The sequence below is a fragment of the Mycobacterium hippophais genome (assembly GCF_027529605.1).
In the GTDB taxonomy this organism is placed as follows: domain Bacteria; phylum Actinomycetota; class Actinomycetes; order Mycobacteriales; family Mycobacteriaceae; genus Mycobacterium; species Mycobacterium arseniciresistens.
Map to the genome: position 1 here is coordinate 461,482 of NZ_JAPZPY010000002.1, position 23,833 is coordinate 485,314.

The following is a 23,833-nucleotide window of genomic DNA, read 5'->3' on the forward strand; positions in this document are numbered from 1 at the left end:
TGGTCGTCACGGTCACACCTCCGCGGTCTTGCGCTGGTAGTCCTCGACCCAGGCGGCCGTCTCGGTGTGCAGGTGGCGGATCAGCACCTCCTGGTCACAGAGCAAGAAGTCGTCGAGGACGCGGGACTCGACCATGGTCTGGGTGGCCTCCAGGGTGTTGGCGTCCTGCAGGCCGTACTCCTTGAACGACACGGCGGCCAGCTCCTGGGCGATGCGCTCGCGCGGTGTGCGCGGCTGCGGGAAGTACACCGTGCCCTCGAAGATGTGGGTGTTGTGCGACGTCGGCCAGTAGTGGTAGGTCAGGTACCAGCCCTGCCCCCAGAACAGGATGACGAAGTTCGGGAACAGCTGGAATGAATCCAGGCCCCACGGATTGCATTTCGCGGGATTGAGACCCACCGGCATCTCGCCGAGATCGGGGCTGTCCCATGGGCCGAAGAGTCCACTCTGGCAGATGTCCTCGATCGGCTTGCGCATCTCGTCGGCCATCTCCCACGCCCGGACTCCGGACGTGCTCACGAGGCGGTGCGGACCTTCGATGCGGTAGTGCGGCGCCTCGAATCCGGCTTCCGCGGCCGCCTTCGAGTAGGCGGTGGGCGACTGGTTCGCATGCAGTACGGGTGCGTGATAGAACTCCTGGAACGCGTCCATGTAGAGCTTCCAGTTCGCCTTGACCTCTGAGCGGTACTGGAAGCGGGAGGTCATCTTGTCGAACGGATAGCCCCCGAGATTGGTGATCATCGGCCCGAGGAAGTCCCGCAGCGGCTGCTCCGGCTCCTTCGCGAAGTTGACGAAGATGAAGCCTTCCCAGACGTCGCAGTGCACCGGCACCAGCCCGTAGCGACTCTTGTCCAGGTCGAAGAACTCGCCCTCCTGCTGGACGAAGGTCAGGTTCCCCTCTAGGTCGTAGCGCCAGGCGTGGTACTTGCAGGTGAACTGGCGGCAGACCCCGCTGGTCTCCTCGAGCGGCATGTCGTTCCACACCAGCTTGTTGCCCCGGTGTCGGCAGATGTTGTGGTACGCCTTCACCTCGCCCTTGCCGGTCCGCACGACGATGATCGACGTGTTGACGACCTTGAGTTCCTTGGTGAAGTAGCTGCCTTTGCGCGGCACCTGCTCCACCCGGCCGACGTTGAGCCAGGCGCGCTTGAACACCGCCTTGCGCTCGATCTCGTAGAACTGCGGATCGATCGAATCCTCGTAGGACACCGGCCCGGTGCCCAGTTGCGGGTAGTGCTCTGTCCAGCTGCCTTCCGGCGGCTTCGGAAACCGGGCCATATCGTCTCCTCCTCGGTTGTCGATCCGCCCCAGGCCGCCCGCATTCGAGGCGCCGACTTGATTGTGTAGGCAATCCGCCACGCACAGCGGCTTTTTGGGCGATTTCTGGGAACCGACAGTGCCGACGGTATATGCTCAGCCGGGCAATCGCAAGTAGTTGATATTCCCGATCACGGAATGGAGCACGAGGCGTGCGGTACGACGAACTGTTCATCGGCGGTACCTGGCGCACGCCCAGCACCGACGGGCGGATCGAGGTCGTCTCACCGCACACCGAGCAGGTCGTCGCGAGTGTGGCGGCCGCGGCGCCGGCCGACGTGGACCTGGCGGTCAGCGCGGCGCGCGAGGCGTTCGACAGCGGCCCGTGGCCCGGCACCGAACCCGCCGAGCGCATCGAGGCGGTGCGCCGCCTCGCCAAGATCTACGAGCAGCGCCGCACCGAGATGGCCGAGCTCATCACCACCGAGATCGGCGCGCCGATCAGCTTCTCCCAGCGGGCGCAGGTCGCGCTGCCATGGTCGATGATCGACGCGTTCGCCGATCTCGCCGAGACGTACCCGTGGCGGGAGGACAGGCCGGGCCGCTACGGCTCGGACATCCACATCCGGCGTGAGCCGGTGGGCGTCGTGGCCGCGATCGTGCCGTGGAACATGCCCCAATTCCTCATCGTCACCAAGCTGATCCCGGCACTGCTCGCCGGGTGCACCGTGGTGGTCAAACCCGCGCCGGAGTCGCCGCTCAACGCGCTGCTGCTCGCCGAGATCATCGCCGAGTCCGACCTGCCGCCCGGTGTGGTCGGCGTCCTGCCCGGCGACGGGACCGTGGGTGAGCACCTGGTGCGCCATCGCGGGGTGGACAAGGTGTCGTTCACCGGGTCGACGCCCGCGGGCCGGGCCGTCGCCGCCGCGTGCGCCGGGGACCTGCGGCGGGTCAGCCTCGAACTGGGCGGCAAGTCCGCGGCGATCGTGCTCGACGACGCCGACCCCGGCGCGGTCGCGGCGGGCGTGCGCTCGGCGAGCCTGTCCAACAGTGGACAGATCTGCAACGCGCTCACCCGCATCCTGGTGCCCGCGGCGCGCGCGAGCGAGTACACCGACGCCCTGGCGGCCGAGATGAGCGCAATGGTGGTCGGCGATCCCACCGACAGTGCAACGCAGGTCGGGCCGCTTGTGGCGCAACGTCAGCAGGAGCGGGTGCGCGGTTACATCGAGGCCGGCCAGCGCGACGGCGCCCGCCTCGTCGTCGGCGGCGCCGCGATGCCCGACGGCCTGGACCGCGGCTGGTTCGTGCGGCCGACGCTGTTCGCCGACGCCGACAACTCCATGGGTATCGCCCGTGAGGAGATCTTCGGTCCGGTGCTGACCGTCGTGCCCTACTCCGGCGTCGACGAGGCAGTCGCGATCGCCAACGACTCCGACTACGGCCTGGCCGGGTCGGTGTGGACCGATGACACCGATGCCGGTCTCGACGTCGCCACGCGTATCCGTACCGGCACCTTCGGCGTCAATCAGGGATATCCGATGGACCCGTTCGCCCCGTTCGGCGGCGTGAAGGCCAGCGGCTACGGCCGAGAACTCGGCCGCGAGGGCATCGACGGCTACACCGACACCAAATCCATCGCCGTGGCAGCGGCGAGCAAGGGAGCCTGAGTTGTCCACCGACGCGATCACCGGCCACGAAACGAATTTCGCCAAGCCATGGGCGCCGCACCGGCTCCGGATATATTCGGCCACAGCGATCTTCACCACGGTGATGTTCGTCGGGATGACGATCGGCGTCGGCGTCGGGCTCATCCCGCCGAGTTTCGCGGTGGACGTCATCGCCAACCTGCTGTTCGGCATCCCGGTGATCCTGCTGCCCTTCGTCCTGCTGTGGGATGCACCGGGTGAACGGCGGACCCGGCTCGACAAGGCGGCCGAACTGACGCTGTTCTACCTGCCCTACACCGCGTGCAGCCAGATCGGATACGAGCTGATGTTCCTCATCGGCCATCCGCTCGGCCTCTGGACGCCCACCGACGACCCGGGGTGGAAGTGGTTGTGGTGGCAGTACGCGCTGGCCGACACCAGGTATGTCAGCGGCAACACGTGGATCTTCGCCCTCGAGGTGGTCGGGGTGCTCACCGGCACCATGGTGTTCGTGATGTGGACCCGGCTCGTCCGGACCACCCTGTCCGACGAAGCGCGGATCCGCTGCCTGTGGTTCGCCTTCGTGGGGTGCGCGATCCTGATGAGCAGCACCGCCGTGTACTTCCTGGCGGAGGTGGGAGCCGGCTTCGAGAACATCGGTCAGGGCGCGTACGGCCTCTGGTTCAAGTTCATCGCCGAGAACGTGCCGTTCATCGTGCTTCCTCCGCTGGTGCTCTATTCGATCCACCTGCAGATCGACTACCTGACGCGCCGGGCCGGCGCCCGGACCCGCGCCGGCTGAGCCTGCGGCTCAGGCCGTTTCGCCGCCGTTCAGTTCGGTGAGTGCATGGAGCTGCTCGAGGTAGTGCTCGAGTGAGCGGTGGACGAAGCGCGGGGAGAGGGTCGTCGTACCGCAGCCGGCCAGATCACGCAGCGCCTGCCGCGTCGCCTCCGGGTCGCCCACCGGGTCGAGTGCACGTTCGGCCGGCATCACCACTTCGAAGTCGGGCGGCAACTCGACGCCTCCCAGCCACTCGGCAGCCCGGACGGCGGAGACGTAGTAGGGACACCACCCGTCGGCGAGGGTGACCGCCCGCCGCAGAGAGCGCCTGGTGCGGCCGCCCACCCAGATCGGCACGTGCGGCTGAAGCGCGCAGGGATCGACGGTCAGCCCACCGAATGAATAGAACTCACCGTCATAGGCCGGTTCCTTACTCGGCAGCGCCGCCCGCAACGCCCGCAGGGCATCGTCGGCACGGGCACCGCGGTCGTCGAACGGCGCGCCGAGCAGATCGAACTCCTCGCGCAGCGAGCCCACGCCCACACCGAGGATCAACCTCCCGCCGCTGACGTGATCCAGTGTGCCGTAACGCTTCACGACGGCCAGCGGGTGGTGGTAACCCAGTACAAGGGTCATGGTGGCGAACCGGATTTGATGCGTCCGGGCCGCCGCGTAACCGAACGTGGCGAGCGGATCCCAGTAGCGGGCGCCGCGGCGACCGGTCTCGGCGGCGGGAAGTCCGATGTGCTCGCTGCACGTCATGTGGTGGTAGCCCAGCCGGTCCGCGGCCTCGGCGACACGGCAGATCGCCTCGATCCCGGCATCCCTCTCCCACCCCAGCGGTGCGCCGGCGACGTTGGTGACCACCGGCGTGGCGATGCCGAGTTTCACCGCAGCGGCTCCTCCCCCGCCAGGATCGTGCGGTGCATGAGCCGGCCACTGTCGGCGGCGTACGGCAGCGCCCGGTGCATGGTGCCGGTGTTGTCCCAGATCAGCAGGTCCCCCACCCGCCACTCGTGCCGGTAGACGTACTGCGGCTGCGTCGCCCAATCACGAAGCCGGGCAAGCAGTGCGCGGCTCTGCTCCACCGGCATGCCTTGGACGTAATCGGCCGTGGCACCCAACAGCAGCGACCTGCGTCCGGACCGGTGTGTCCACACGATGGGACATTCCTTGGTCGCGGACTTCTGCCAGAAGGCGATCTCGTCGTAGCTCATCTCGGGTGTCACGTAGTACTGCGACCGTTCCGCGCTGTGCACCACCCGCAGGCCGGCGATCCGGTCCTTGTCCGGCTGCGGCAGGTCGTCGTAGGCGGCGTAGGTGTTGCAGAACTCGGTCTGTCCGCCGGTGTCCGAGAGCGTCACGCCGCGCAGCAGCGTCGCCAGGTTCGGGTACGGCTGCAGCGAGCCGTCGAAGTGCCAGAACAAGGAGCCCTTCAGGTACTTCGCGCGCTGATTCACCGTGTCGTCCAGCGAGATCTTGTAGATCCCGTCCTGACCCTCTCCTGCCACCACGGTCCCGAGCGTCCTGGCGATGGCCACCTGCTGCTCGTCGGTGATCTGCAGGCCCCGGAAGAAGACCACTCCGCGCTGCTCGAGCGTCGCGCGGATCTGCGCTGCCACCCGCCCGCTGAGCAATGTCTCGACGTCGGTGGTGATCTCACTGCCGATCCGCGGGGTGAGGTGGCGGATCTGCAACTGGTCGGCGGCGGTGCTCATGTCACTCAACTCGACCTCGTCAGGATCGTGGTGGCCGAGTGCTTCACCCGCGGCTGATTCCACAGCTCGACCGCAAGGGAGACGGTGATCAACGAGTACAGCAGGTTCCGCAGATTCGCGACGTCGTCCGGCAGCGGCTCGGAGTAGTCGAATTTGTCGACGTAGGCCACCGCATCCTCGGCGACCGGGAACACCTGCTCGTAGAAGGCCCGTATCTCGTCCATCGAGGTGTTCACGCGCTTGACGTAACGCGCGTGGCCGTCCTCGATGGCCCAGTCCGCAACCAGGTGCTCGAGGTGGGAGAACCCCTCGGGCAGTGCGGTGGTCACCGGGCGCGCATTCGTCGTGCCCGTGCTCACCGGCTCGTCCCCTTCGCGCTCTCGCCCGCCTCGACGTAGTCGCCGACCATCTTGTGCAGGTGTCGCAGCAGGATCTCCTCGTCGTTCATGGTGAAGTGCGTCAGCGCGCCGCTGTTCAGCATGGCCTGCAGGCCTTCCGACGGGCTGGCATCCTCCAGGATGATGTCGTTGAGGTAGGTCACCGTGAGTTCCTGACCCAGCCGCTCCTTGTGCGTTCTCGGTGGCTGGTAGTACATCTCGGTCTCGAAGATGTGCGAGTGCGGCCCGGTCGGCCAGTGGGTGTGCACGGTGAAGCCGGATGCCCCGAAGATCAGCACGAAGTTCGGGAAGAACTGGAACGAGTCGAAACCGTATTTCTCCGAACGCGTCGGGTTCATCCCGGGCGGCAGGGGTCCGCGCTCGGCGCGCTTGGTCCAGGGGCCTGCCGCGCTGGCCTCCATCACACATTCGATCGGCTTCGAGTACGGCGTCCGCCGGGAGGGCTCCCCGGAGAACGAATACATCCGGTGCGGATCGGCCAGGCGGTAGGCCAGGGCGTCGGTGAACGGATTCGGCTTGTTGAGCGCTTCCCTGGCTTCTGCGGTGACGCTGCCGAAGGACGAGGCGTGCAGGTACGGGCCGTGGTAGCTCTCGGCGAAGCCGTCGACGAATATCTTCCAGTTGCACTGCAGTTCGGCCTTGAACCGGTAGACCTGGTGCGGCCCTTCGAACGGGTACCCCTCGATCCCGTGCGCGAGCTCGCCGAGGAACGAGCGAAGCGGCTCGGTGTTGTGCGGGTCGAGGTTGACGAAGACGAAGCCCTCCCACACCTCGCACTGGATGGCCGGCACGCGGCAGCTGTCGGCGTCGAAGTCCAGCAGCAGGTCTTGGCGGGTGGCCGAGTGCAACGACCCGTCGAGGTGGTAGCGCCAGCCGTGAAAACGGCAGTACAGCAGCGGCGCCCGTCCGCTCACCTCCTGGAACGGGTCGTCCTCCCACAGCATCTTGTTGCCGCGGTGCGGGCAGATGTTGTGCATGGCGCGGATCACGCCGTCCTTGCCTCGCACGACGATGATCGAGGTGTTGAGGAAGGTGAGTTCGCGCGTGAAGTAGCAGCCCGAGCGCGGCACCTGCTCGACGCGCCCCATGTACAGCCAGGTCTTCCTGAAGACGTGTTCGCGTTCGCGCTCGTAGAACTCCTCGGACACGCAGTCCTCGAGGGACACCGGGCCGCGGCCGAGGCCGGGGTACGCGTCCGTCCAGTGACCGCTCTCGGGTTTGCTCACCAGGGCTTCGGAGCTCACGTGGTCCTCCTGCACTGAACGCGTCGCCGGGCGGGCGACGATGTGCCGAAGCTACCGCCGGGCATATCGGCGAAACAGGTGCGAAACCGCAACATGCTGTTGCATATTTGGGACGACACTCCGCCGTCAGGAGCCCGGATGGAACAGCACCTGTCCTTCGACCTCGGCGCGCTGCTGGTGTTCGGGAAAGTGGTGGAGGCCCGCAGTCTGTCGAAAGCCGCGACATTGCTGGGCATGCCGAAGTCCACGGTGAGCCGCAAGCTGGCGAAGCTGGAGGCCGATCTCGGGATCAAGCTGTTGCGCAAGAACACGCATCAGCTCACCGTCACCGATCTCGGTGAACAGATCTACGGTCATGCGGTCAGCATCCTGACCGAGGCCAACGGTGTCCGCGCACTGGTCGAGGGCAGCAGGCACGAGCCGCAGGGCGAGCTGCGGGTCGCCATTCCGGTGTTCGTCGGCATCGATTACGCCTCCCGCGTCGGCGCCACGTTCCTGCGGCGGTACCCGCACACCCGGCTGGACATCCGGCTCGTGGACAACATGGTCGACCCCGTCAAGGACGGGTTCGACGTCGTGTTCGGCACCGGGCCTCTTCAGGATTCGACGTTGATCGCCCGGAAGGTGTTCGACCTCGACCTGTTCCTCTGCGCCTCGGCGCGCTTCGTCGCGCAACTGGCCGCACCGCTCACCATGCCGGCGCACCTGGACGGCCTGCCGTTCATCGACTTCGGATTCTGCGGCTCGCGCAAGCTGACGATCAGCAGGGACGACATGCGGTGCGAGGTGGCCCCGCAGGTGCGGGCGCGGGCCAACAACTTCCAGGTGTGCAAGCAGTACATCCTGGAGGGACTCGGCGTCGGCGCCATGCCCACCCAAATCATCTGCACCACCGAACTGCGCGAGGGCACCATAGTGCCCATCCTGCCCGAGTGGCGGCCCGACCCGCTGGCCGTGCACATGATCTATCCCTTCGAGCTGTCGTTCTCGACATTGATCAGCGCCTTCTACGACACGGCTCGCGAGATCATCGTCGAGAACACCGCCCGCGCCTGACGGGGCAGGTCGTCAGGGCAGCTTGATCGCCGACATGTACATCTCCACGATCGGTCGGTAGAGGTCGACGTCGTCGAGTTGACTCCCCAGCACCACCGAGTCGCTGGTCGCGACGAGCACCTGTGCGAAGGTCGACGGCGAGATGAGCAGCGTGCCACCGAGCCGGTCGATGCCCTCGACGATGAACCTCGCGAGCGCCTCGACGACCTCTGACCGCTTCTCCGCGACCCGGTCCCGCGCTTCCGGGTTGCGCGTCAGATAGAGCGTGAACTCGTGTCCGAGCGCGGCGTGTTCGGCGCCGCGGTCGAGACTGAGCTGGCGCCACCGCCGCGCGATCTCGTCGAGTTCGCGCTCGCCGATCTGTCCGGCGGTCGACATCACCTCGGCGAAGTTGTCGAAGTAGCGACGCCAGTACCGGTCGCTGACCGCCAGGAACAGGTCCTCCTTGGTGGCGAAGTGCTTGTAGATCGCACCCTTGGTGTAGCCGGCCGCGTGCGCGATGTCATCGAGAGTCGCAGGGGTGAAACCTTTTTCGGCGAAGACGTCTTCGGCCGCGTCGAGCAGCAGGGAACGCGTGTGCTCGAGGCGTCTCTCGCGCGTCCACCGCTCCACCATGGTCGAATTCTGCCACAGGATCTGAGAAACCCATTGGACAATCAGATACCAGTTGGTATATTTCCGGGCGTGTGCGCATCGGACGCACGTTTCAGGAGGCGCTCGTGAGCGATTCGTCGAACAGGAAATCCGTTGTCACTCAATCGTTGAGCGGCGCCCTCGGCTCAGGAACGGAGACTCCGCGCTCGTCGAACGCCATCAAGATCTGGGCGACGGTAGGCACCCTGTTCCTGGCGTACACGATCTATGTGTTCGTCCGATGGGTCAGCGGACCCTTCTTCTCGCCGGTGGCCGGAGGTCCGAGCGAGCCGCCGATGTACATGCAGATCCCGCTGATCGTCAACGCCGTCGCGCTGTGGATCGGCCTGCCGGCCGCGCTCTGGTTCTTCCTCATCCGGCCCTGGGTGCGGGAGAGGCGGGTCACGCTCGACGGCATGCTGTTGGTGTCGATGGGCCTGATGATGTTCCAGGATCCGATGCTCAACTACTACAGCACCTGGTGCACGTACAACGCCTGGCTGTGGAACCGGGGATCCTGGGCCCCGCACATTCCGGGCTGGGTGGCGCACGAGGAACCGGGCCACACCGTGCCCGAACCGCTGCTGACCAACATCCCCGGCTACATGTACGGCGTGTTGCTGATCACCATCGTCGGGTGTTGGCTCATGCGCAGGATCAAGAACCGTTGGCCGGAGATCAGCAATCTGCGGCTGGTGCTGGTCACCTATGCGATCGCCTTCGTCTTCGACTTCGTCATGGAGGCCTTGGTCATGCTGCCGATCGGCTTCTATTCCTACCCCGGCGCCATCCAGTCCCTGTCGTTCAACGCCGGTACGTACTACCAGTGGCCGATCTACGAGGGCTTGATGTGGGGCGGCGTCCAGGCGGCGCTGTGCTGCCTGCGCTTCTTCACCGACGACCGGGGACGCACGTTGGTGGAACGCGGCTTGGACAGCATCCGCGGCGGAGCCGTCAAGCAACAGTTCGTTCGCTTCCTGGCGATCTTCGGCGGTGTCAGCGCGTGCTTCTTCCTCTTCTACAACGTCCCGGCGACCTGGCTGGGCATGCACGGCGACCCGTGGCCGGAGGACGTGCAGAAGCGCTCGTACTTCAACCCCGGCATCTGCGGCGAGGGAACCGATCGACCGTGCCCGAATCCTGATCTGCCGGTGCCCACCAAGTACTCCGGCTACATCAACCATGACGGACGGCTGGTACTCCCCGAGGGGGTCGAGGTGCCACCCGTCGTTCCCATCCAATCGGGCAGGTGACCCGTCAGGGCATCTTGACTGCCGACACGTACATTTCGACGATCGGCTGGTAGAGATCGACGCCGTCGAGGTGGCTGCCCAACTCGACGGCGTCGGTCGTGGCGATGATGATGTGGGCGAAGGTGGCCGCCGGAATCAACAGGGTCGCACCGAGCTTCTCGACACCCTCCACGATGTAGCCGGCGAGATGGTCGACGACCTCGGCCCTCTTGGCCGACACACGTTCCCGCGCCTCGGGGTTGCGCAGCAGGTAGAGGTTGAACTCGAGGCCCAGTGCCGCGTGCTCGGCGCCACGGTCACGGCTGAGCTGACGCCATCGCTCACCGATGTCTTCGAGTTCGCGTGCCCCGATGTGGTCCGAGGACGACATCACCTCGGCGAACTTGTCGAAGTACCGGCGCCAATACCGGTCGCTCGCAGCCAGGAACAGTTCTTCCTTGGTGGCGAAGTATTTGTAGATCGCGCCCTTCGAGTAGCCGGCCGCCTTGGCGATGTCATCGAGAGTCGCAGGGATGAAACCGCGTTCGGCGAACACCTGCTCCGCGGCATCCAGCAGCAGTGAGCGCGTGCGCTCGAGGCGTCGCTCGCGCGTCATCGGCTCGACCATGCGCCAATTTTGCCACAGATTCTTTTCGAACCCTTGGTCATCTAGATACTGGCTGGTATATTTTCGACGCATCGGCCACTTCGGGAGGGAGCTGTGAGGTCCATGGGATCGACAAGTGCGGAGGTGACGGTGTCGTGAGCGATCTGTCCAGCAAGCGGAAACCCGTTCTCACCGAATCGCTCAGCGACGCGGCGCTCGGTGCGCAGCCGCAGAAGAAGATCACGCCGGTGCGGGTGTGGGCCGCCGTCGGCGGTGTGATCCTCGCCTTCCAGCTGTACGTGTGGATCCGCTGGATCAGCGGGCCCAATTTCGAGCGGGTTCCCGCAGGCCCGACCGATCCGCCGACGTTCATGAAGGCGATCCTCTTCACGTGGACCGCCGTCATCGTGGTCGGCCTGCCGGTCGCCATCTGGTGGTTCCTGATCCGGCCGTGGCGCCGGGAGCGGCGAATCACCCTCGACGGCATGCTCTTTGCCTCCTGCGGCCTGCTGTGGTTCCAGGATCCGCTGCTGAACTACTTCAGCACGTGGAGCACGTACAACACCTGGATGTGGAACATGGGCTCATGGGTCCAGGACATTCCAGGGTGGGTGTCCTACGGCGAACCGGGCGCCATGATGGCCGAACCCGTCCTGATGAACGCCCCGGGCTACTTCTTCGTCCTGCTGTGCACGATGCTGGGCTGCGCGGTGATGCGCCTGGCCAAGAAGCGTTTTCCCAACATCAACACCTTCGGGTTGATCGGCGTGGTGATCGCCTGGACCTTCTTCTTCGACTTCGTCATCGAGGGCCTGTTCCTCATGCCGATGGGTCTGTTCACCTACCCGGGCGCGATCCAAGCGCTGTCGGTCAACGCCGGCACCTATTACCAGTGGCCGCTCTACGAAGGACTCATGTGGGGCGGCGTTCAGGCGGGCCTGTGCTGCATGCGTTACTTCACCGACGACCGCGGCCGGACCTTCGTCGAGCGGGGACTCGACCAGGTCCGCGGCGGCATGGTCAAGCAGCAGCTCACCCGTTTCCTGGCGATCTTCGCCGCGTGCAGCACCTTCTTCTTCGTGTTCTACAACATCCCGGCGCAGTTCTTCGCCATGCACCAGGACCCGTGGCCGGATGACATCTTGAAGCGCTCGTACTTCCTGATGGGGATCTGCGGTGAGGACACCGACCGGCCGTGTCCCGACCCCGCGCTACCGATGCCCCTGACGAATTCGGGCTACATCAACCACGACGGTGAGCTCGTCCTCCCCGACGGCGTCAAGCTTCCCGTGAACGTACCGCTCGAGCGAGGAGAATAGATGCGCAACAGTACATCCGCGGTGGTCACACCCGTGCCGGACGCACCGTTCTACCGTGCGGTCGGCGACGAGGTGGAGGTCTTCCGCGCGGCCGCCCGCCGGGGGCTGCCGGTGCTGCTGAAAGGCCCGACCGGTTGCGGGAAGACGCGATTCGTCGAGGCGATGGCCCACCAGCTGGGCCGGGATCTGATCACCGTCGCCGGCCACGAGGACATGACGTCGGCGGACCTCGTGGGCCGGTTCCTGCTTAAGGGAGGCGAGACGGTCTGGGTGGACGGACCGTTGACCCGGGCGGTGCGCGAGGGCGCCATCTTCTACCTCGATGAGGTGGTCGAGGCCCGCCAGGACACCACTGTGGTCATCCACCCGCTCGCCGACCACCGCCGGGAGCTGCCCGTCGACCGCCTCGGCACCACATTGCAGGCGGCGCCCGGCTTCCAGCTGGTGATCTCCTACAACCCCGGCTACCAGAGCGTGCTGAAGAACCTCAAGGAGTCCACCCGTCAGCGCTTCATCGCCATCGAGCTGGGCTACCCGGCCGCCGACGTGGAGACCGAGGTGGTGGCCTACGAGGCCGGCATCGACATCGAGACTGCACGTGCTCTGGTGAAACTCGCGTACGCCATCCGGAACCTCGACGGCTCACCGTTGCGAGAGGTGTCCTCGACTCGCATGTTGATCCTCGCCGGCGGCCTCGCGGCCGAAGGTCTGAGCCTGCGCAGCGCCGTCCACGCCGCCGTCGTCCAGGTGCTCTCCGATGACCACGACGTCATCCGCGCGCTCGACGAACTCGTCAACACGGTCCTGCCACAGACGTGACCGACGCTGCCGCCGCGGGTTTTTCGGTCATCTCCCTGCACCACGGGCAGGAGGTGCCCCCGGCGCCGGCGCCGGAGAACCCGGACCGGTTCCGGTTCCTCGCCACCTACATCGCCGGCAGGTCCGTCGACGTCATCGAGGCTCCCGCCGGCCAGCCCGCACACACCGACGGCCGGTTCATCTTCGTCTCGGCCGGTGGATCGGTCGAGGAGCAGCGCCGGGAAATGCTGGTGCAGGCGGCGCTTCTCGGCGCGGGCAGCCTCGATCCGCGGTTGGTGAAGGGATTGCGGGCACGCGCGACGTTGGCACGCCGGTATCTGGCTCTCGAAGGTCGACGCGTCCTCGCCGACCTCGCCCGCCAGATTTCCCTCGATGCCGCGCTGCTCCCGGACGCACACGCCGCCACGGCGAGCGCCGACGAGTCACTCGAGGTGGCCAGGAGCCGGGCGAAGGTCGCCGATCCACCGGAGTGGTTCGGCGCCGTCAAGCCCTCCCGGCTGCTCGCGGCGCCCGCCGGACCCGGTGGCCAGGCCACCAACAAAGACCTCGAGTTGAAGTTCGATCCCATCGACATGCCCGAATCCGAAGAGGGCGACGAAGACGAGGACGAGGACGGCGGGAAGGCCGGGGACAGCAAGATCCTCAAGCTCTTCGAGAGCCCGATCTTCAACAACCAGTCCATGTCGGACTACATGCGCAAGATGTTCGGCGGATCACGCTCCCCCGGAGAGGGCGCCGCGGGCGCGGAGATGACGGTCCGCTCCACCCGTCGGGTGCAGGAGATCGGGGCGAACGCCCGTCCCCTGCCCACCCGGATCCAGTTCACCGACGACGGCAAACCCGGTGCAGCGGTGGGCGTCGGCGGCGCCCTGTATCCGGAGTGGGACGTCTTCAACGACCGGTACAAGCCCGACTGGTGCCGGGTGATCGACTTCCCACTGACCGTCACCGCCGACGTCTCCGATGCCGGTGTCGCGCACGACGACGTGCTGCGGCGCCGCCTGGCCCGCGTCGGGCTCGGACCGAAGGTCCTGCGCGGCCGCGCCGACGGTGACGACCTCGACATCGAGGCGCTCATCGACCTGTTCGTCGACCTGCAGTCGGGCTTCTCCGGAGCCGAACACGTCTATCTGGAGCGCCGCAAACTCGCCCGCAATCTCGGTGTGCTCATCCTGATCGACGCCTCGGGGTCCGCCGTCGACGCCGATTCGGACGGCCTCGCCGTGCACGACCACCAGCGGCGGGCGGCCGCCACGCTGGCCGTGACACTCGAGGAACTCGGTGACCGTGTCGCCGTCTACGCGTTCCGCTCCCAGGGCCGCCACGCCGTGCACCTGCCGGCCATCAAGACGTTCGACCAGAATTTCGGCGCGGTTGGACGGGCCCGGCTCAACCAGCTCGAGCCGGCGAGCTACACCCGCCTCGGCGCCGGGATCCGCGGCGCGGGAGAGGTGCTGAAGAACGAGGCGGGCACGCCGAACCGGCTGCTGCTGGTCCTCTCGGACGGCTTCCCCTACGACGACGGATACGAAGGTCGTTACGCGGAAGCCGACGCGAGCAAGGCCCTCGAGGAGCTGCGCACCGAAGGCGTTGCCTGCCTGTGCCTTTCCATCGGGGCATCCACGGGCACCGATGTGCTCGAGCGTGTCTTCGGCTCGGCCAGCTACGCCAGCGCGCCGGTCCTGGCCGAACTCAGCCCGCAGATGGACGAGCTGTTCATGTCCGCACTCGCAGAGCTCGCGGCGCCGAAACCTGCGAGGGTGTGAGAGCCGGCGGCCTGCCGGTCACCCGTCGAGCGAGTCCCAGAACCGGGTGAGTGCCGCGGCGCCTGCGGCGGGATCCTGCACCATCCACCAGTGCCCCAGCCCGTCGAGCACCTCGGTGCGGGCGCCGGCCCGGTCGGCCGCCCGGCGCCGCATCTCCTCGGTGCCGACGAAGGGATCCTCGGTGGCCAGCAGCGACAGTCCCGGCCGGGCCGCGGCCTTCTCCAGTGCCTTTCCGGCGTCCGCCAGCGCCGGCTGGCGCGCGGACCGGTAGACCTCCAGGATGGCCCGACCCATCTCCGGGCCCTGCGCCGCGGCGAACGACGTCGCCACGTCGAGCGGAATGCCGAAGGCGACCAGCTGTTGCGCCCGGTCCTCCACCGAACCGTCCTGCATCATCGCGACCAGCTGCTCGCCGTCCCCCGGCGTCTGGAACCCCTGGGCCATGTCGTGCCACACGTACTCGGGATCGAACAGCCCGACGACGTCACTCGCCCAGCTGCGCACGAGCTCAGGCCGGTGCATCACGGCGTTCACGACGTGGCCTCCGCCCCAGTCGTGCCCGACGAGGTCGACGGGCTGATCCATCCGCTCCAGCTCGTCGATGAGCCAATCGCGGTAGGCGAGGTAGGTGGCCGGGAAATCGCTCGGGAGGGGAGCACCGAACCCCGGCGGCGACAACCGCACCACATCCGCACGCCCGAGCGCGGCGACGAGCGGACCCCATACGGCGTCGGTCTCCGGATTGCCGTGCACCAGAACCACAGTCACGTCACGATCCTCCCATGGCGCAAGCGTGCCGACACAGCCCTTCGGCGATCCCGCAACACCCCTGCCCATGCTGTGGAATTCAGCTGCACCACCGGAAGGTATCAAGTACTTAACATTTTCGTCGTGGTGCGCTAAGACTGAAGGGATGCTCGACTCGGAGAAGATCCTCGTCACCGGCGCCACCGGCAAGATCGCCTTCCCGATCGCCCGCGCCCTGGCGGGACGCAACGAGGTGTGGGGCGCGGCGCGCCTGCGGGACCCCGCGGACCGGGAGAAGCTGTCCGCCGCAGGCATCACTCCCCTGGCGCTCGACATGAGCACCGGCGACTTCTCCGGGCTGCCCGACGATTTCACCTACGTCTTCCACGCCGCCGTCGACACCGGCGCCGACGACTGGGTCCGGTGCGTCACCACGAACGCCCAGCACTCCGGCGACCTGCTGCACCACTGCCGGGGCGTCAAGGGTTTCGTTTTCTGCTCGACTGGTTCCATCTACGGCTACCAGGGCCGGCGGCCGCTGCGGGAGGACGACCCGCCAGGTGTTCCGCTGCGTGCGAACTACAGCTTCTCCAAGGTCGCCGCCGAATCGGTGTGCACCTGGATCGCGCAGCGGTTCGACATCCCGCTCACGATCATCCGCATCTGCTCGACGTACGGGCCCGAGGGCGGGGCCCCCGCCGACCGGCTGGAGATGATGCTGGCCGGCAAGTCGATTCGGTTGCATCCCGACCGGCCGAACAACTACAACCCCATCTACGAGGACGATTACGTCGAGTTCGGCATCCGCGCGATGGAGGTCGCTGACACCCCGCCGGTGGTGGTGAACTGGGCGGGCAGCGAGACCGTCAGCGTCGAGGACTACTGCGCCTACCTCGGATCGCTGGTCGGCGTCGAGCCGGTCTTCGACTACCGGGCCGACGCGCACACCCCGCTGTGGCCCGACGTGACGCGCATGCACCAGATCCTCGGCCGGACGAAAGTGCCGTGGCGCGAGGGCTTCCGGCGGATGGTCGCGGCGCGTCACCCCGAGATCCCACTCGCCGAGGCCCATGCCCCGACCTACGGAGGAACCCAGTGACACTGCCGGGAACACCGTCGGACCAGCTGGACGGCGTACTCGCCGCCGGCCGGGGCGACATCAGCACCCTGTTCGTCTCGATGGCGCGCCGCCACCCGGACGGCCACGACGCCGAGTACCTGCGCTGGCACACCCTCGACCACCGGCCCGAGCAGCACCGGTTGCCGGGCGTGCGAGCGTCGGTGCGGTTGGTCTCGACACCGCAGTGCCGCGCTGCACGACCGGCAGGCGACGACCGCTTCGAGGCGATCGACCACGTGATGACCTATTTCTTCACCGACCGGACCGGCCTCACCGCGTTCAACGAACTGTCCACTGCGCTCGGCGACGGCGGTCGCAAACTGGCGCTGCTGCCACCGGTTCAGCGCGGCGTCTACACCGTGACCGACAAGTCGGCGGCCGCACGGATCAAGGTGGGCGCAGATGTGCTGCCGTGGTGGCCCTTCCGCGGTGTGGTGCTGATCCTGGAGGCCGGGGACCGGGCGCCGGCCGCACTCACCGATGTCGACGGCGTGGCCGGAACCTGGTCCGCCACCTCACACCGGGTGGACGCGAGCCTCGCGAGTGCGGACGACGGCCAGGTGCTCACCTACTGCTTCACCGACGACGACCCGGTGGTCGTCGCCGGGCGGTTGGCGCCCGTGCTGAAACGCCGCTGGGCTGCCGGTGACGCCGACCCGCTGCTGGCCGCACCCTTTCACATCGTCGTGCCGCACGAATGGGACCGTCATGTGCCGTAGCGAGATCCGATGAGAATCGGTCTGATGGTCGGTTCCGACCGCGAACGCCCGCGCGCAGACCGGCTCGACGGCCTGCTCGCCGACGGAACAGCCGCGGAGAGCGCCGGTTTCGCGTCGTTCTGGTTCCCCCAGGTGCCCGGCTATCTCGATGCGATGACAGCGGTCGCGCTGCTCGGCAGGCTCACCGAACGCATCGAACTCGGCACGGCCGTCGTTCCCATCCAGACCCGGCACCCACTGATCATGGCGCAGCAGGCCTTGACGACCCAGGTGGCGTGCGGCGGGCGGTTCACGCTCGGCATCGGGCCGTCGCATCACTGGATCATCGACGGGCAGCTCGGCCTGTCCTACGACCGACCGGCCCGGCAGGTGGCCGAGTACCTCGACGTGCTCGGTGCCGCATTGTCCGGCCCCGGTGCGGTCGACGTGGAGAACGACGGCCATCGCGTGCACGGAACCATCGACGTCACCGACAGTTTCACCACGCCGATGCTGATCGCCGCGCTGGGGCCGGTGATGCTGCGGCTGGCCGGTGAGCGGGCCGGCGGCACCATCCTGTGGATGGCCGACGAACGCACGATCGACAGCCACATCGCCCCCCGGATCACCGCAGCGGCCGACGCCGCGGGCCGCCCGGCGCCCCGGATCGTCGCGGGCGTGCCGGTGGCGTTGTGCGCTGACGGCGAGGTGGACGAGGCCCGCGCGTACGCCAGCGAGGTGCTCGGGCATGCCGACTTCTCCCCCAACTACGTCCGCCTGCTCGAGCACGGCGACGCACAGGATGTCGGCGACACCATGGCGGCCGGTGACGAGTCGGCGGTGGCTGCCCGCTTGCGCCGCTACCGCGACGCCGGTGTCACCGACCTCGCCGCCCGGGTGGTCCCCCTCGGCGCAAATGCCGCGGCACGGCAGGAATCCCGCCGTCGCACCGAGCAGTTCGTGGCCTCGCTCGCGGCCGACCTCTGACCACCCTGTTCCTCGCGGGTGTCCGCGACAGTCAGTTCAGCCTGCGGATGGGATCGGTGCCGTCCCAGTCGGCGGTGGCGGCGCGGAGCATCGCGTCCAGGCCGACGATCGCGTCGCTGCGTTCGGTGATCTCGTAGATCGCCGCAGGGCCCGCGTGCGGTTCCACGTAGGCGAACCGGACGCCGACGTCCTGCCCGCCGGACCACACCACCGGCCATCCCCGGTCCGCGGCGCCGTTCAGCGCCGCGTCGAAGTCGTCGACCCACCACGCCAATTGATGGAACCCGTGGCGGCCGGAGGCCAGGAACTCCGAGTAGACCGACGGCGCGTCGTCCTCCTGCTGGATCACCTCGATCTGCATGTCGCCGATGTTGGTCATCCCGATCGACAGCGTCACCTCACACGGCTCGCCGCGGTACAGACCCGCCTGCGGCAGCCCGCGCAGCACGAACCACGGCCCCACTCCGGCGGCCAGCCAGCCGTCCATGGCGCGATCGAAGTCGTCCACCACGTAGCCGAACTGGCGGACCGGACCGGCGAACGGCGACTCGGGCACGCGTCGACGGTACGGCTGAAGTTAGTCATCGGTCAACTCTTGTGTAATGCGAGAATGCTGCTAGATTCAGCGTTCATGGCGCTAGCAGACGGTCGGACGGCGGTTGACCGTGGTCAGCGCCGGACGTCGCTGCAACAGGCGCGGTCGCGGGAGACCAAGCGCATGCTGGTGCAGGCGGCGATGGCGTTGTGGCGCACGAACGGGTACGGCGCAACCACCGTTGCCGACATCTGCAAGGCGGCCGGAGTCTCTAAGGCGCTGTTCTACTTCTACTTCCCGCGCAAGGAGGACGTGCTGTTCGAAGTCGGCGTGATGTCGACGCAGTCGGCAAGGCGAACCGTGCTCACGATGATCGACAAGCCGTTCGAGCTGTCCGCGGCGATCGCCGCCGCGCTCACCGATCTGGAGAGGTCGATGGCGCGCAACCCTCCCGAACTCGTCATCGCCGCCATCCTCGAGGGCTATCGCCACGAGCACCGGATCCTCGCGGGCGAGGAACCGGTCGCCGACGAGGCGGGGATGTTCACCGAACTGTTCGCGACGGCGCAGCGCAACGGCACGTTGGCGGACCACGTCGACGTCACGCACCTGGCCTACCTGGCCCACACCCTCGTCAGCGAGGGCGCCCGGCACTGGGCGGCGGGCGCCTTCGGCGGCCGCTCGTTCGCCGAGGTCGTCGGAGCGGACATCACGGCACTGATCGCCGGCCACAACCGGGCCGAAACCCGATAACGAAGGAGACCACGATGGCGTGGGATTTCGAGACCGACCCCGAGTACCAGAAGGTGCTGGACTGGGCCGATGAGTTCGTCCGCGAGGAGGTCGAACCGCTCGACCTCGCCTTCCCGCACCAGCAGTACATGCCGCTGGACGCCAACCGGCGCAAGGTCATCGGCCCGCTCAAGGAGGAGGTGCGCCGCCGCGGGCTGTGGGCCACGCACCTGGGCGCCGACCTCGGCGGTCAGGGCTACGGACAGCTGAAGCTGGCGCTGCTCAACGAGATCCTCGGCCGCTCGCAGTGGGCTCCCATCGTGTTCGGCTGCCAGGCGCCCGACACCGGCAACGCCGAGATCATCGCGCACTACGGCACCGACGCCCAGAAGGAGCGCTACCTGCGCCCGCTGCTCGAGGGCGAACTGTTCTCCTGCTACTCGATGACCGAGCCGCATGCCGGCGCCGACCCGACGCTGTTCCGCACGCGTGCGGTGCGCGACGGGGACGACTGGGTGATCAACGGCCAGAAGTTCTTCTCGTCGAACGCCGCCACCGCGTCCTTCCTGATCGTGATGGTGGTGACCAATCCGGATGTCAGTGCATACCAGGGCATGTCGATGTTCCTGGTGCCCACCGACACGCCCGGCGTCGACATCGTGCGCAACGTCGGCCTCTACGGCGAGCGCGAGAACGAGGGCAGCCACGCCCTCATCCACTACGACAACGTCCGGGTGCCCGCCGAGGCACTGCTCGGCGGCGAGGGCCAGGCGTTCGTCATCGCGCAGACCCGGCTCGGCGGCGGTCGCATCCACCACGCCATGCGCACGATCGGTCTGGCCCGCAAGGCGATCGACATGATGTGCGAGCGGGCGCTCAGCCGAGAGACCCAGGGCAGCCGGCTCTCCGACAAGCAGTTCGTGCAGGGCTACATCGCCGACTCCTACGCGCAGCTGCTGCAGTTCCGGTTGATGGTGCTCTACACGGCCTGGGAGATCGACAAGTACAACGACTACAAGAAGGTCCGCAAGGACATCGCCGCGGTCAAGGTGGCGATGCCGACGGTGCTGCACGACATCGCCTGGCGGGCCATGCAGGTGCACGGCGCGCTCGGTGTGACCAACGAGATGCCGTTCCTCGGCATGGTGACCGGCGCCGCGGTGATGGGCCTGGCCGACGGGCCCACCGAGGTGCACAAGACCACCGTGGCCAAGCAGGTGCTGCGCGACTACCAGCCCACCGACGACCTCTGGCCCACCGAGTGGATCCCGCGCAAGCGCGAGGCGGCCCGGGCCAAGTACGCCGACTTCCTCGAAACCGAGGTCGGCAACCTGTGAGCGACCCGGACGGCGGGCTCGACACCGCGCGACTCACCACATGGATGGACGAGGCCGCGCTGCCCGGTGCGGGCGAGCCGCTCCACGCCCGGTTCCTGTCCGGCGGAACGCAGAACGTAATCTACGAGATCCGCCGCGGCGCAACGCAGTGCGTGCTGCGCATGCCCCCTCCCGGTGCACCGCCCGACCGCGACAAGGGCATCCTGCGGGAGTGGCGCATCATCGAGGCGCTCGACGGCACCGAGGTGCCGCACACCGCCGCGATCGGGGTGTGCGCCGATCCGGCGGTGCTGGGCCGGCCGTTCTACCTGATGGGTTTCGTGGACGGCTGGTCGCCGATGGACCAGCGGGACTGGCCCGAACCGTTCCACTCCGACCCGGCCGCCAGGCCCGGCCTTGCCTACCAGCTCGCCGAGGGCATCGCGCTGCTGTCGAAGGTCGACTGGCGTGGTCGCGGACTGTCCGACCTGGGTCGCCCCGACGGATTCCACGAGCGTCAGGTGGACCGCTGGACCGGCTTTTTCGAGCGCATCAAGGGCCGCGACATCGACGGCCTCGACACCGCGACCGCGTGGCTGCGTGCCCACCGGCCGCTCGACTTCGTGCCCGGCCTGATGCACGGCGACTACCAGTTCGCCAACGTCATGTACCGCCACGGCGGTCCTGCCCGGATGGCCGCCATCGTCGACTGGGAGATGGGCACCGTCGGCGACCCGAAGCTCGACCTGGCGTGGATGGTGCAGAGCTGGCCGGTCGACACTGACAATCCGCAACCGTCGGACATGGATTACGTCGACATGCGCGGGATGCCGTCGCGCGACCAGGTCGTCGCGCACTGGGCCGACGTTTCCGAACGGCAGGTCGACGACCTGGACTACTACCTCGTACTGGCCCGCTGGAAGCTCGCGATCGTGCTCGAACAGGGCTACCAGCGCGCGGGTGACGACGAGAAGCTACAGGCGTTCGGTCCGATCGTGCCCGCGCTGATGGCCTCGGCCGCCGAACTCGCCGAATCCACCGACTACCGGTGACGATGATCAGAGCCGCCGTCTGCCCCCGGTACGGGCCGCCGGAGGTGGTGCGCATCGAGCAGATGCCTGCGCCCTCGCCGTCGGCCGGGCAGGTGCGGGTGCGCGTCGACGCCGCCGCGGTCAACTTCCCCGACGTGCTGCTGATCGCCGACGACTACCAGCTCAGTGTCGCGCCGCCGTTCGTGCCGGGCAGCGAGTTCGCCGGGACGGTCGTCGAATGCGGGACGCAGACAATGGAATTCGCGGTCGGCGACCGGGTGCGCGGCACCGGGATGTACGGCGCGTTCGCCGAGGAGGTGGCGGTGGCCGCCGACGGCGTCGAGCGCATACCCGACGGGGTGGACATGCCGGCCGCGGCGGCGTTCGGGGTGGCGTACCGCACCGCCTACCACGCGCTGCGTTCGACGGCGCGGATTGCTGCCGGCGACCCGCTGATCGTGCTGGGCGCCGGTGGCGGCGTCGGGCTGGCCGCGGTGACGCTCGGCGCTGCGCTCGGCGCCGAGGTCGTCGCCGTCGCCTCCTCCGCCGAGAAACTGGCCGCCGCAACCGAACACGGCGCCCGCCACGTCGTCGACCACCGTTCCGGCGAGCTGCGCCGGGCACTGCGCGACGCGGTCCCCGACGGCGCAGCGGCCGTCATCGACCCCGTCGGTGGGTCACTGTCCGAGCCCGCCCTGCGGTCGCTGCGCCGCGGTGGCCGGTTCGTGACGGTCGGCTTCGCCTCCGGTGAGATCCCGCGTATCCCGCTGAACCTGGTGCTCGTGAAGGGCGTGCAGATCGCCGGCTTCCAGTTCGGCGACGTCGACCCCGGCGAGTACGCGCGCAACGAGGGCGAGCTGCGTGCGCTGTTCGAGTCGGGACGGGTGGCCCCGCACATCGGCGCGGTCTACCCGCTGGCCGACACGGCGTCGGCGCTGCGCCGGGTGGCCGACGGTCAGGCCGTCGGCAAGGTGGTCATCGACCTCCGGTGATCCGCGTCAGCCGGCCGGGATCAGGTCGGCGGCCACCGACGGACACGCCATCTCACCGCAGCGGAAGGTCTCGATGTAGCCCACGCTGTTCGGGTCACCCACGGCGGTCAGTGCCTGGGCCTTGAACGCCCGTGCGGCCGCACTCAGTTCATGCCGCACCGAGTCGATGTTGCTCTCCAGCTCGGCCGGCCACTGCTCGCCCCACAGGGTGACTTCGGTCATGCCCTGATTCAGTGCGGTGAGCACGTGCATGCGCACCCGGGGGTCGGCGGCGAACATGTCGGCCGACACCGCGACGGTCTGGGGGTGGGGCCGCTGCGCCCACGACTGCAGGACCGATTCGAGGTCCATCACGACCGCACCGAGGATCTCCAGCGGCCGCACGTCCTCGCCGTCGCCGTCGAGCAGCACGGTGACGTCCCAACCGGCCATCGCGCGGTCGTACAGCCAGCCGCCGGCGAACTTCACCGCGTCCGAAACCCCGGGCGCGACGACGTCGAGCCGGTACCTCATGTCGAAGTCCACGCTCACTTCTCCATCACCACGCTGTGGTCCGCCACGGGAGTGAACTCGCGGGCCAGCATCTCGGCGTACCCCTTGAACGCCTCGGTCAGGGGTATCGAAGGATCGAGTAACCATGAGGTCTCCATTCCGTTGACGAAGGCAAGGATCTCGACGGCTTTGGTGGCCGCGTCGATCCCCTGGCGGTACCGACCGGTGAGCTGACCGCGTCGGATGATGTCGGCCACGATGTCGACCGCGGCGCGGTGACGTCGGACGAGTCGGTCGTGCAAGGGGGCGTCGGGCGCGATGTTCTCCACCAGCAGCACCGTGAACGTGCCCACCAGTTCGGGCGCCCGCTCGAAGCGTTCGGCGACCCGGGCGATCTCCTGGAACAGGTCGCCGGTCCGGTCGGCGTGGGTGTCGTCGTCGAAGTCGCGGGCGTCGAGCACCGCGTTGAGCAGCTGTTCCTTCGATTCGAAGTGGTGCAGCAGCCCGGCAGGCGTCACCCCCGCCTCACGGGCGATCTGGGCCAGCGAGGTGTTGCGCCAGCCGTTGCGGGCCAGCAGCCGTTCGGCGACTCCGAGGATGCGCTGACGACGGTCCTCGCCCTTGGCGAGCAGCGTGGCGTAGGGCCGTGGCGACTGCAGCGCGGACACCGAACTCCTTCATTCAACCAACCGACTGAACACACA

The 23,833-nt window shown here is 67.7% G+C and carries 25 protein-coding genes; 14 read left to right on the forward strand and 11 right to left on the reverse strand.

The window, feature by feature from the left end; translation table 11 throughout:
- Positions 1-12: 12 nt before the first annotated feature.
- Positions 13-1,278: an aromatic ring-hydroxylating oxygenase subunit alpha gene (locus tag O6P37_RS07815; protein WP_269893511.1), complete on the reverse strand. Its 1,266-nt coding sequence runs from the start codon at positions 1,276-1,278 to the stop codon at positions 13-15.
- Positions 1,279-1,469: 191 nt separating this feature from the next.
- Between O6P37_RS07815 and O6P37_RS07820 the strand changes: the two genes are divergently transcribed.
- Positions 1,470-2,927: an aldehyde dehydrogenase gene (locus O6P37_RS07820; RefSeq protein WP_269893512.1), complete on the forward strand. Its 1,458-nt coding sequence runs from the start codon at positions 1,470-1,472 to the stop codon at positions 2,925-2,927.
- Between the two features lies 1 nt (position 2,928).
- The gene (locus O6P37_RS07825; RefSeq protein ID WP_269893513.1) at positions 2,929-3,708 is read left to right on the forward strand and encodes an emopamil-binding protein; all 780 of its coding nucleotides are present in this window, start codon (positions 2,929-2,931) and stop codon (positions 3,706-3,708) included.
- Between the two features lie 9 nt (positions 3,709-3,717).
- On the opposite strand, the gene O6P37_RS07830 is transcribed toward O6P37_RS07825, so the two are convergent.
- Genes O6P37_RS07830 through O6P37_RS07845 form a run of 4 tightly spaced genes read right to left on the reverse strand, consistent with a single transcriptional unit; the run spans position 3,718 to position 7,047 of the window.
- Complete coding sequence (locus O6P37_RS07830; RefSeq protein ID WP_269893514.1) at positions 3,718-4,578, reverse strand: TIGR03619 family F420-dependent LLM class oxidoreductase; 861 nt, start codon at positions 4,576-4,578, stop codon at positions 3,718-3,720.
- Positions 4,575-5,405: a TauD/TfdA dioxygenase family protein gene (locus O6P37_RS07835; RefSeq protein WP_269893515.1), complete on the reverse strand. Its 831-nt coding sequence runs from the start codon at positions 5,403-5,405 to the stop codon at positions 4,575-4,577. Before O6P37_RS07835 ends, O6P37_RS07830 begins: the two co-directional genes overlap by 4 nt.
- Positions 5,406-5,410: 5 nt before the next feature.
- Complete coding sequence (locus tag O6P37_RS07840) at positions 5,411-5,734, reverse strand: hypothetical protein (protein WP_269893663.1); 324 nt, start codon at positions 5,732-5,734, stop codon at positions 5,411-5,413.
- Between the two features lie 26 nt (positions 5,735-5,760).
- Positions 5,761-7,047 (reverse strand): aromatic ring-hydroxylating oxygenase subunit alpha, encoded by a 1,287-nt coding sequence (locus O6P37_RS07845; protein ID WP_269893516.1) that lies wholly within the window; start codon positions 7,045-7,047, stop codon positions 5,761-5,763.
- Between the two features lie 138 nt (positions 7,048-7,185).
- On the opposite strand from O6P37_RS07845, the gene O6P37_RS07850 reads away from it, so the two are divergent.
- Positions 7,186-8,103, forward strand: coding sequence for a LysR family transcriptional regulator (locus tag O6P37_RS07850; protein WP_269893517.1), 918 nt, complete (start codon positions 7,186-7,188; stop codon positions 8,101-8,103).
- Positions 8,104-8,115: 12 nt separating this feature from the next.
- On the opposite strand, the gene O6P37_RS07855 is transcribed toward O6P37_RS07850, so the two are convergent.
- Positions 8,116-8,718 carry a TetR/AcrR family transcriptional regulator gene (locus O6P37_RS07855; RefSeq protein WP_264015575.1) on the reverse strand — a complete coding sequence of 201 codons (603 nt, stop codon included), beginning with the start codon at positions 8,716-8,718 and terminating at the stop codon, positions 8,116-8,118.
- Between the two features lie 104 nt (positions 8,719-8,822).
- On the opposite strand from O6P37_RS07855, the gene O6P37_RS07860 reads away from it, so the two are divergent.
- Positions 8,823-9,989, forward strand: a complete 1,167-nt coding sequence (locus O6P37_RS07860) for a spirocyclase AveC family protein (protein WP_269893518.1) — start codon at positions 8,823-8,825, stop codon at positions 9,987-9,989.
- Between the two features lie 4 nt (positions 9,990-9,993).
- Here the strand turns inward: O6P37_RS07860 and O6P37_RS07865 are convergent, their stop codons facing one another.
- Positions 9,994-10,596: a TetR/AcrR family transcriptional regulator gene (locus tag O6P37_RS07865; protein ID WP_269893519.1), complete on the reverse strand. Its 603-nt coding sequence runs from the start codon at positions 10,594-10,596 to the stop codon at positions 9,994-9,996.
- A gap of 134 nt (positions 10,597-10,730) precedes the next feature.
- Between O6P37_RS07865 and O6P37_RS07870 the strand changes: the two genes are divergently transcribed.
- The 3 genes from O6P37_RS07870 to O6P37_RS07880 are packed head-to-tail and all read left to right on the forward strand — an operon-like array spanning position 10,731 to position 14,479.
- The gene (locus O6P37_RS07870; RefSeq protein WP_269893520.1) at positions 10,731-11,894 is read left to right on the forward strand and encodes a spirocyclase AveC family protein; all 1,164 of its coding nucleotides are present in this window, start codon (positions 10,731-10,733) and stop codon (positions 11,892-11,894) included.
- Positions 11,895-12,713, forward strand: a complete 819-nt coding sequence (locus tag O6P37_RS07875) for a CbbQ/NirQ/NorQ/GpvN family protein (RefSeq protein WP_269893521.1) — start codon at positions 11,895-11,897, stop codon at positions 12,711-12,713. It begins immediately after the preceding gene.
- 53 nt (positions 12,714-12,766) lie between these two features.
- The gene (locus O6P37_RS07880; protein ID WP_269893664.1) at positions 12,767-14,479 is read left to right on the forward strand and encodes a nitric oxide reductase activation protein NorD; all 1,713 of its coding nucleotides are present in this window, start codon (positions 12,767-12,769) and stop codon (positions 14,477-14,479) included.
- A gap of 18 nt (positions 14,480-14,497) precedes the next feature.
- On the opposite strand, the gene O6P37_RS07885 is transcribed toward O6P37_RS07880, so the two are convergent.
- On the reverse strand, positions 14,498-15,247 hold the full coding sequence (locus O6P37_RS07885) for an alpha/beta fold hydrolase (RefSeq protein WP_269893522.1): 750 nt from the start codon (positions 15,245-15,247) through the stop codon (positions 14,498-14,500).
- Between the two features lie 145 nt (positions 15,248-15,392).
- On the opposite strand from O6P37_RS07885, the gene O6P37_RS07890 reads away from it, so the two are divergent.
- Genes O6P37_RS07890 through O6P37_RS07900 form a run of 3 tightly spaced genes read left to right on the forward strand, consistent with a single transcriptional unit; the run spans position 15,393 to position 18,031 of the window.
- Positions 15,393-16,325, forward strand: coding sequence for an NAD-dependent epimerase/dehydratase family protein (locus O6P37_RS07890; protein ID WP_269893523.1), 933 nt, complete (start codon positions 15,393-15,395; stop codon positions 16,323-16,325).
- Entirely contained in the window at positions 16,322-17,065 is a 744-nt protein-coding gene (locus O6P37_RS07895; protein ID WP_269893524.1) for a hypothetical protein, read from the forward strand. Before O6P37_RS07890 ends, O6P37_RS07895 begins: the two co-directional genes overlap by 4 nt.
- Positions 17,066-17,074: 9 nt before the next feature.
- Entirely contained in the window at positions 17,075-18,031 is a 957-nt protein-coding gene (locus O6P37_RS07900) for a TIGR03564 family F420-dependent LLM class oxidoreductase (protein ID WP_269893525.1), read from the forward strand.
- Positions 18,032-18,062: 31 nt separating this feature from the next.
- Here the strand turns inward: O6P37_RS07900 and O6P37_RS07905 are convergent, their stop codons facing one another.
- The gene (locus O6P37_RS07905; protein ID WP_269893526.1) at positions 18,063-18,587 is read right to left on the reverse strand and encodes a VOC family protein; all 525 of its coding nucleotides are present in this window, start codon (positions 18,585-18,587) and stop codon (positions 18,063-18,065) included.
- A gap of 75 nt (positions 18,588-18,662) precedes the next feature.
- Between O6P37_RS07905 and O6P37_RS07910 the strand changes: the two genes are divergently transcribed.
- The 4 genes from O6P37_RS07910 to O6P37_RS07925 are packed head-to-tail and all read left to right on the forward strand — an operon-like array spanning position 18,663 to position 22,637.
- Entirely contained in the window at positions 18,663-19,319 is a 657-nt protein-coding gene (locus tag O6P37_RS07910; RefSeq protein WP_269893527.1) for a TetR/AcrR family transcriptional regulator, read from the forward strand.
- 14 nt (positions 19,320-19,333) lie between these two features.
- The gene (locus O6P37_RS07915; RefSeq protein ID WP_269893528.1) at positions 19,334-20,635 is read left to right on the forward strand and encodes an acyl-CoA dehydrogenase family protein; all 1,302 of its coding nucleotides are present in this window, start codon (positions 19,334-19,336) and stop codon (positions 20,633-20,635) included.
- Positions 20,636-20,679: 44 nt separating this feature from the next.
- Positions 20,680-21,666: a phosphotransferase family protein gene (locus O6P37_RS07920; RefSeq protein WP_269893665.1), complete on the forward strand. Its 987-nt coding sequence runs from the start codon at positions 20,680-20,682 to the stop codon at positions 21,664-21,666.
- A 5-nt stretch (positions 21,667-21,671) separates the two neighbouring features.
- A complete protein-coding gene (locus O6P37_RS07925) occupies positions 21,672-22,637 on the forward strand; it encodes an NADPH:quinone oxidoreductase family protein (protein ID WP_269893666.1) in 966 nt (321 codons plus the stop codon).
- A gap of 6 nt (positions 22,638-22,643) precedes the next feature.
- Here the strand turns inward: O6P37_RS07925 and O6P37_RS07930 are convergent, their stop codons facing one another.
- Together O6P37_RS07930 and O6P37_RS07935 are read right to left on the reverse strand one after the other, a co-directional pair.
- Positions 22,644-23,150, reverse strand: coding sequence for a hypothetical protein (locus tag O6P37_RS07930; RefSeq protein WP_269893667.1), 507 nt, complete (start codon positions 23,148-23,150; stop codon positions 22,644-22,646).
- Positions 23,151-23,164: 14 nt separating this feature from the next.
- Entirely contained in the window at positions 23,165-23,797 is a 633-nt protein-coding gene (locus tag O6P37_RS07935) for a TetR/AcrR family transcriptional regulator (protein ID WP_264015586.1), read from the reverse strand.
- Positions 23,798-23,833 lie beyond the last annotated feature (36 nt).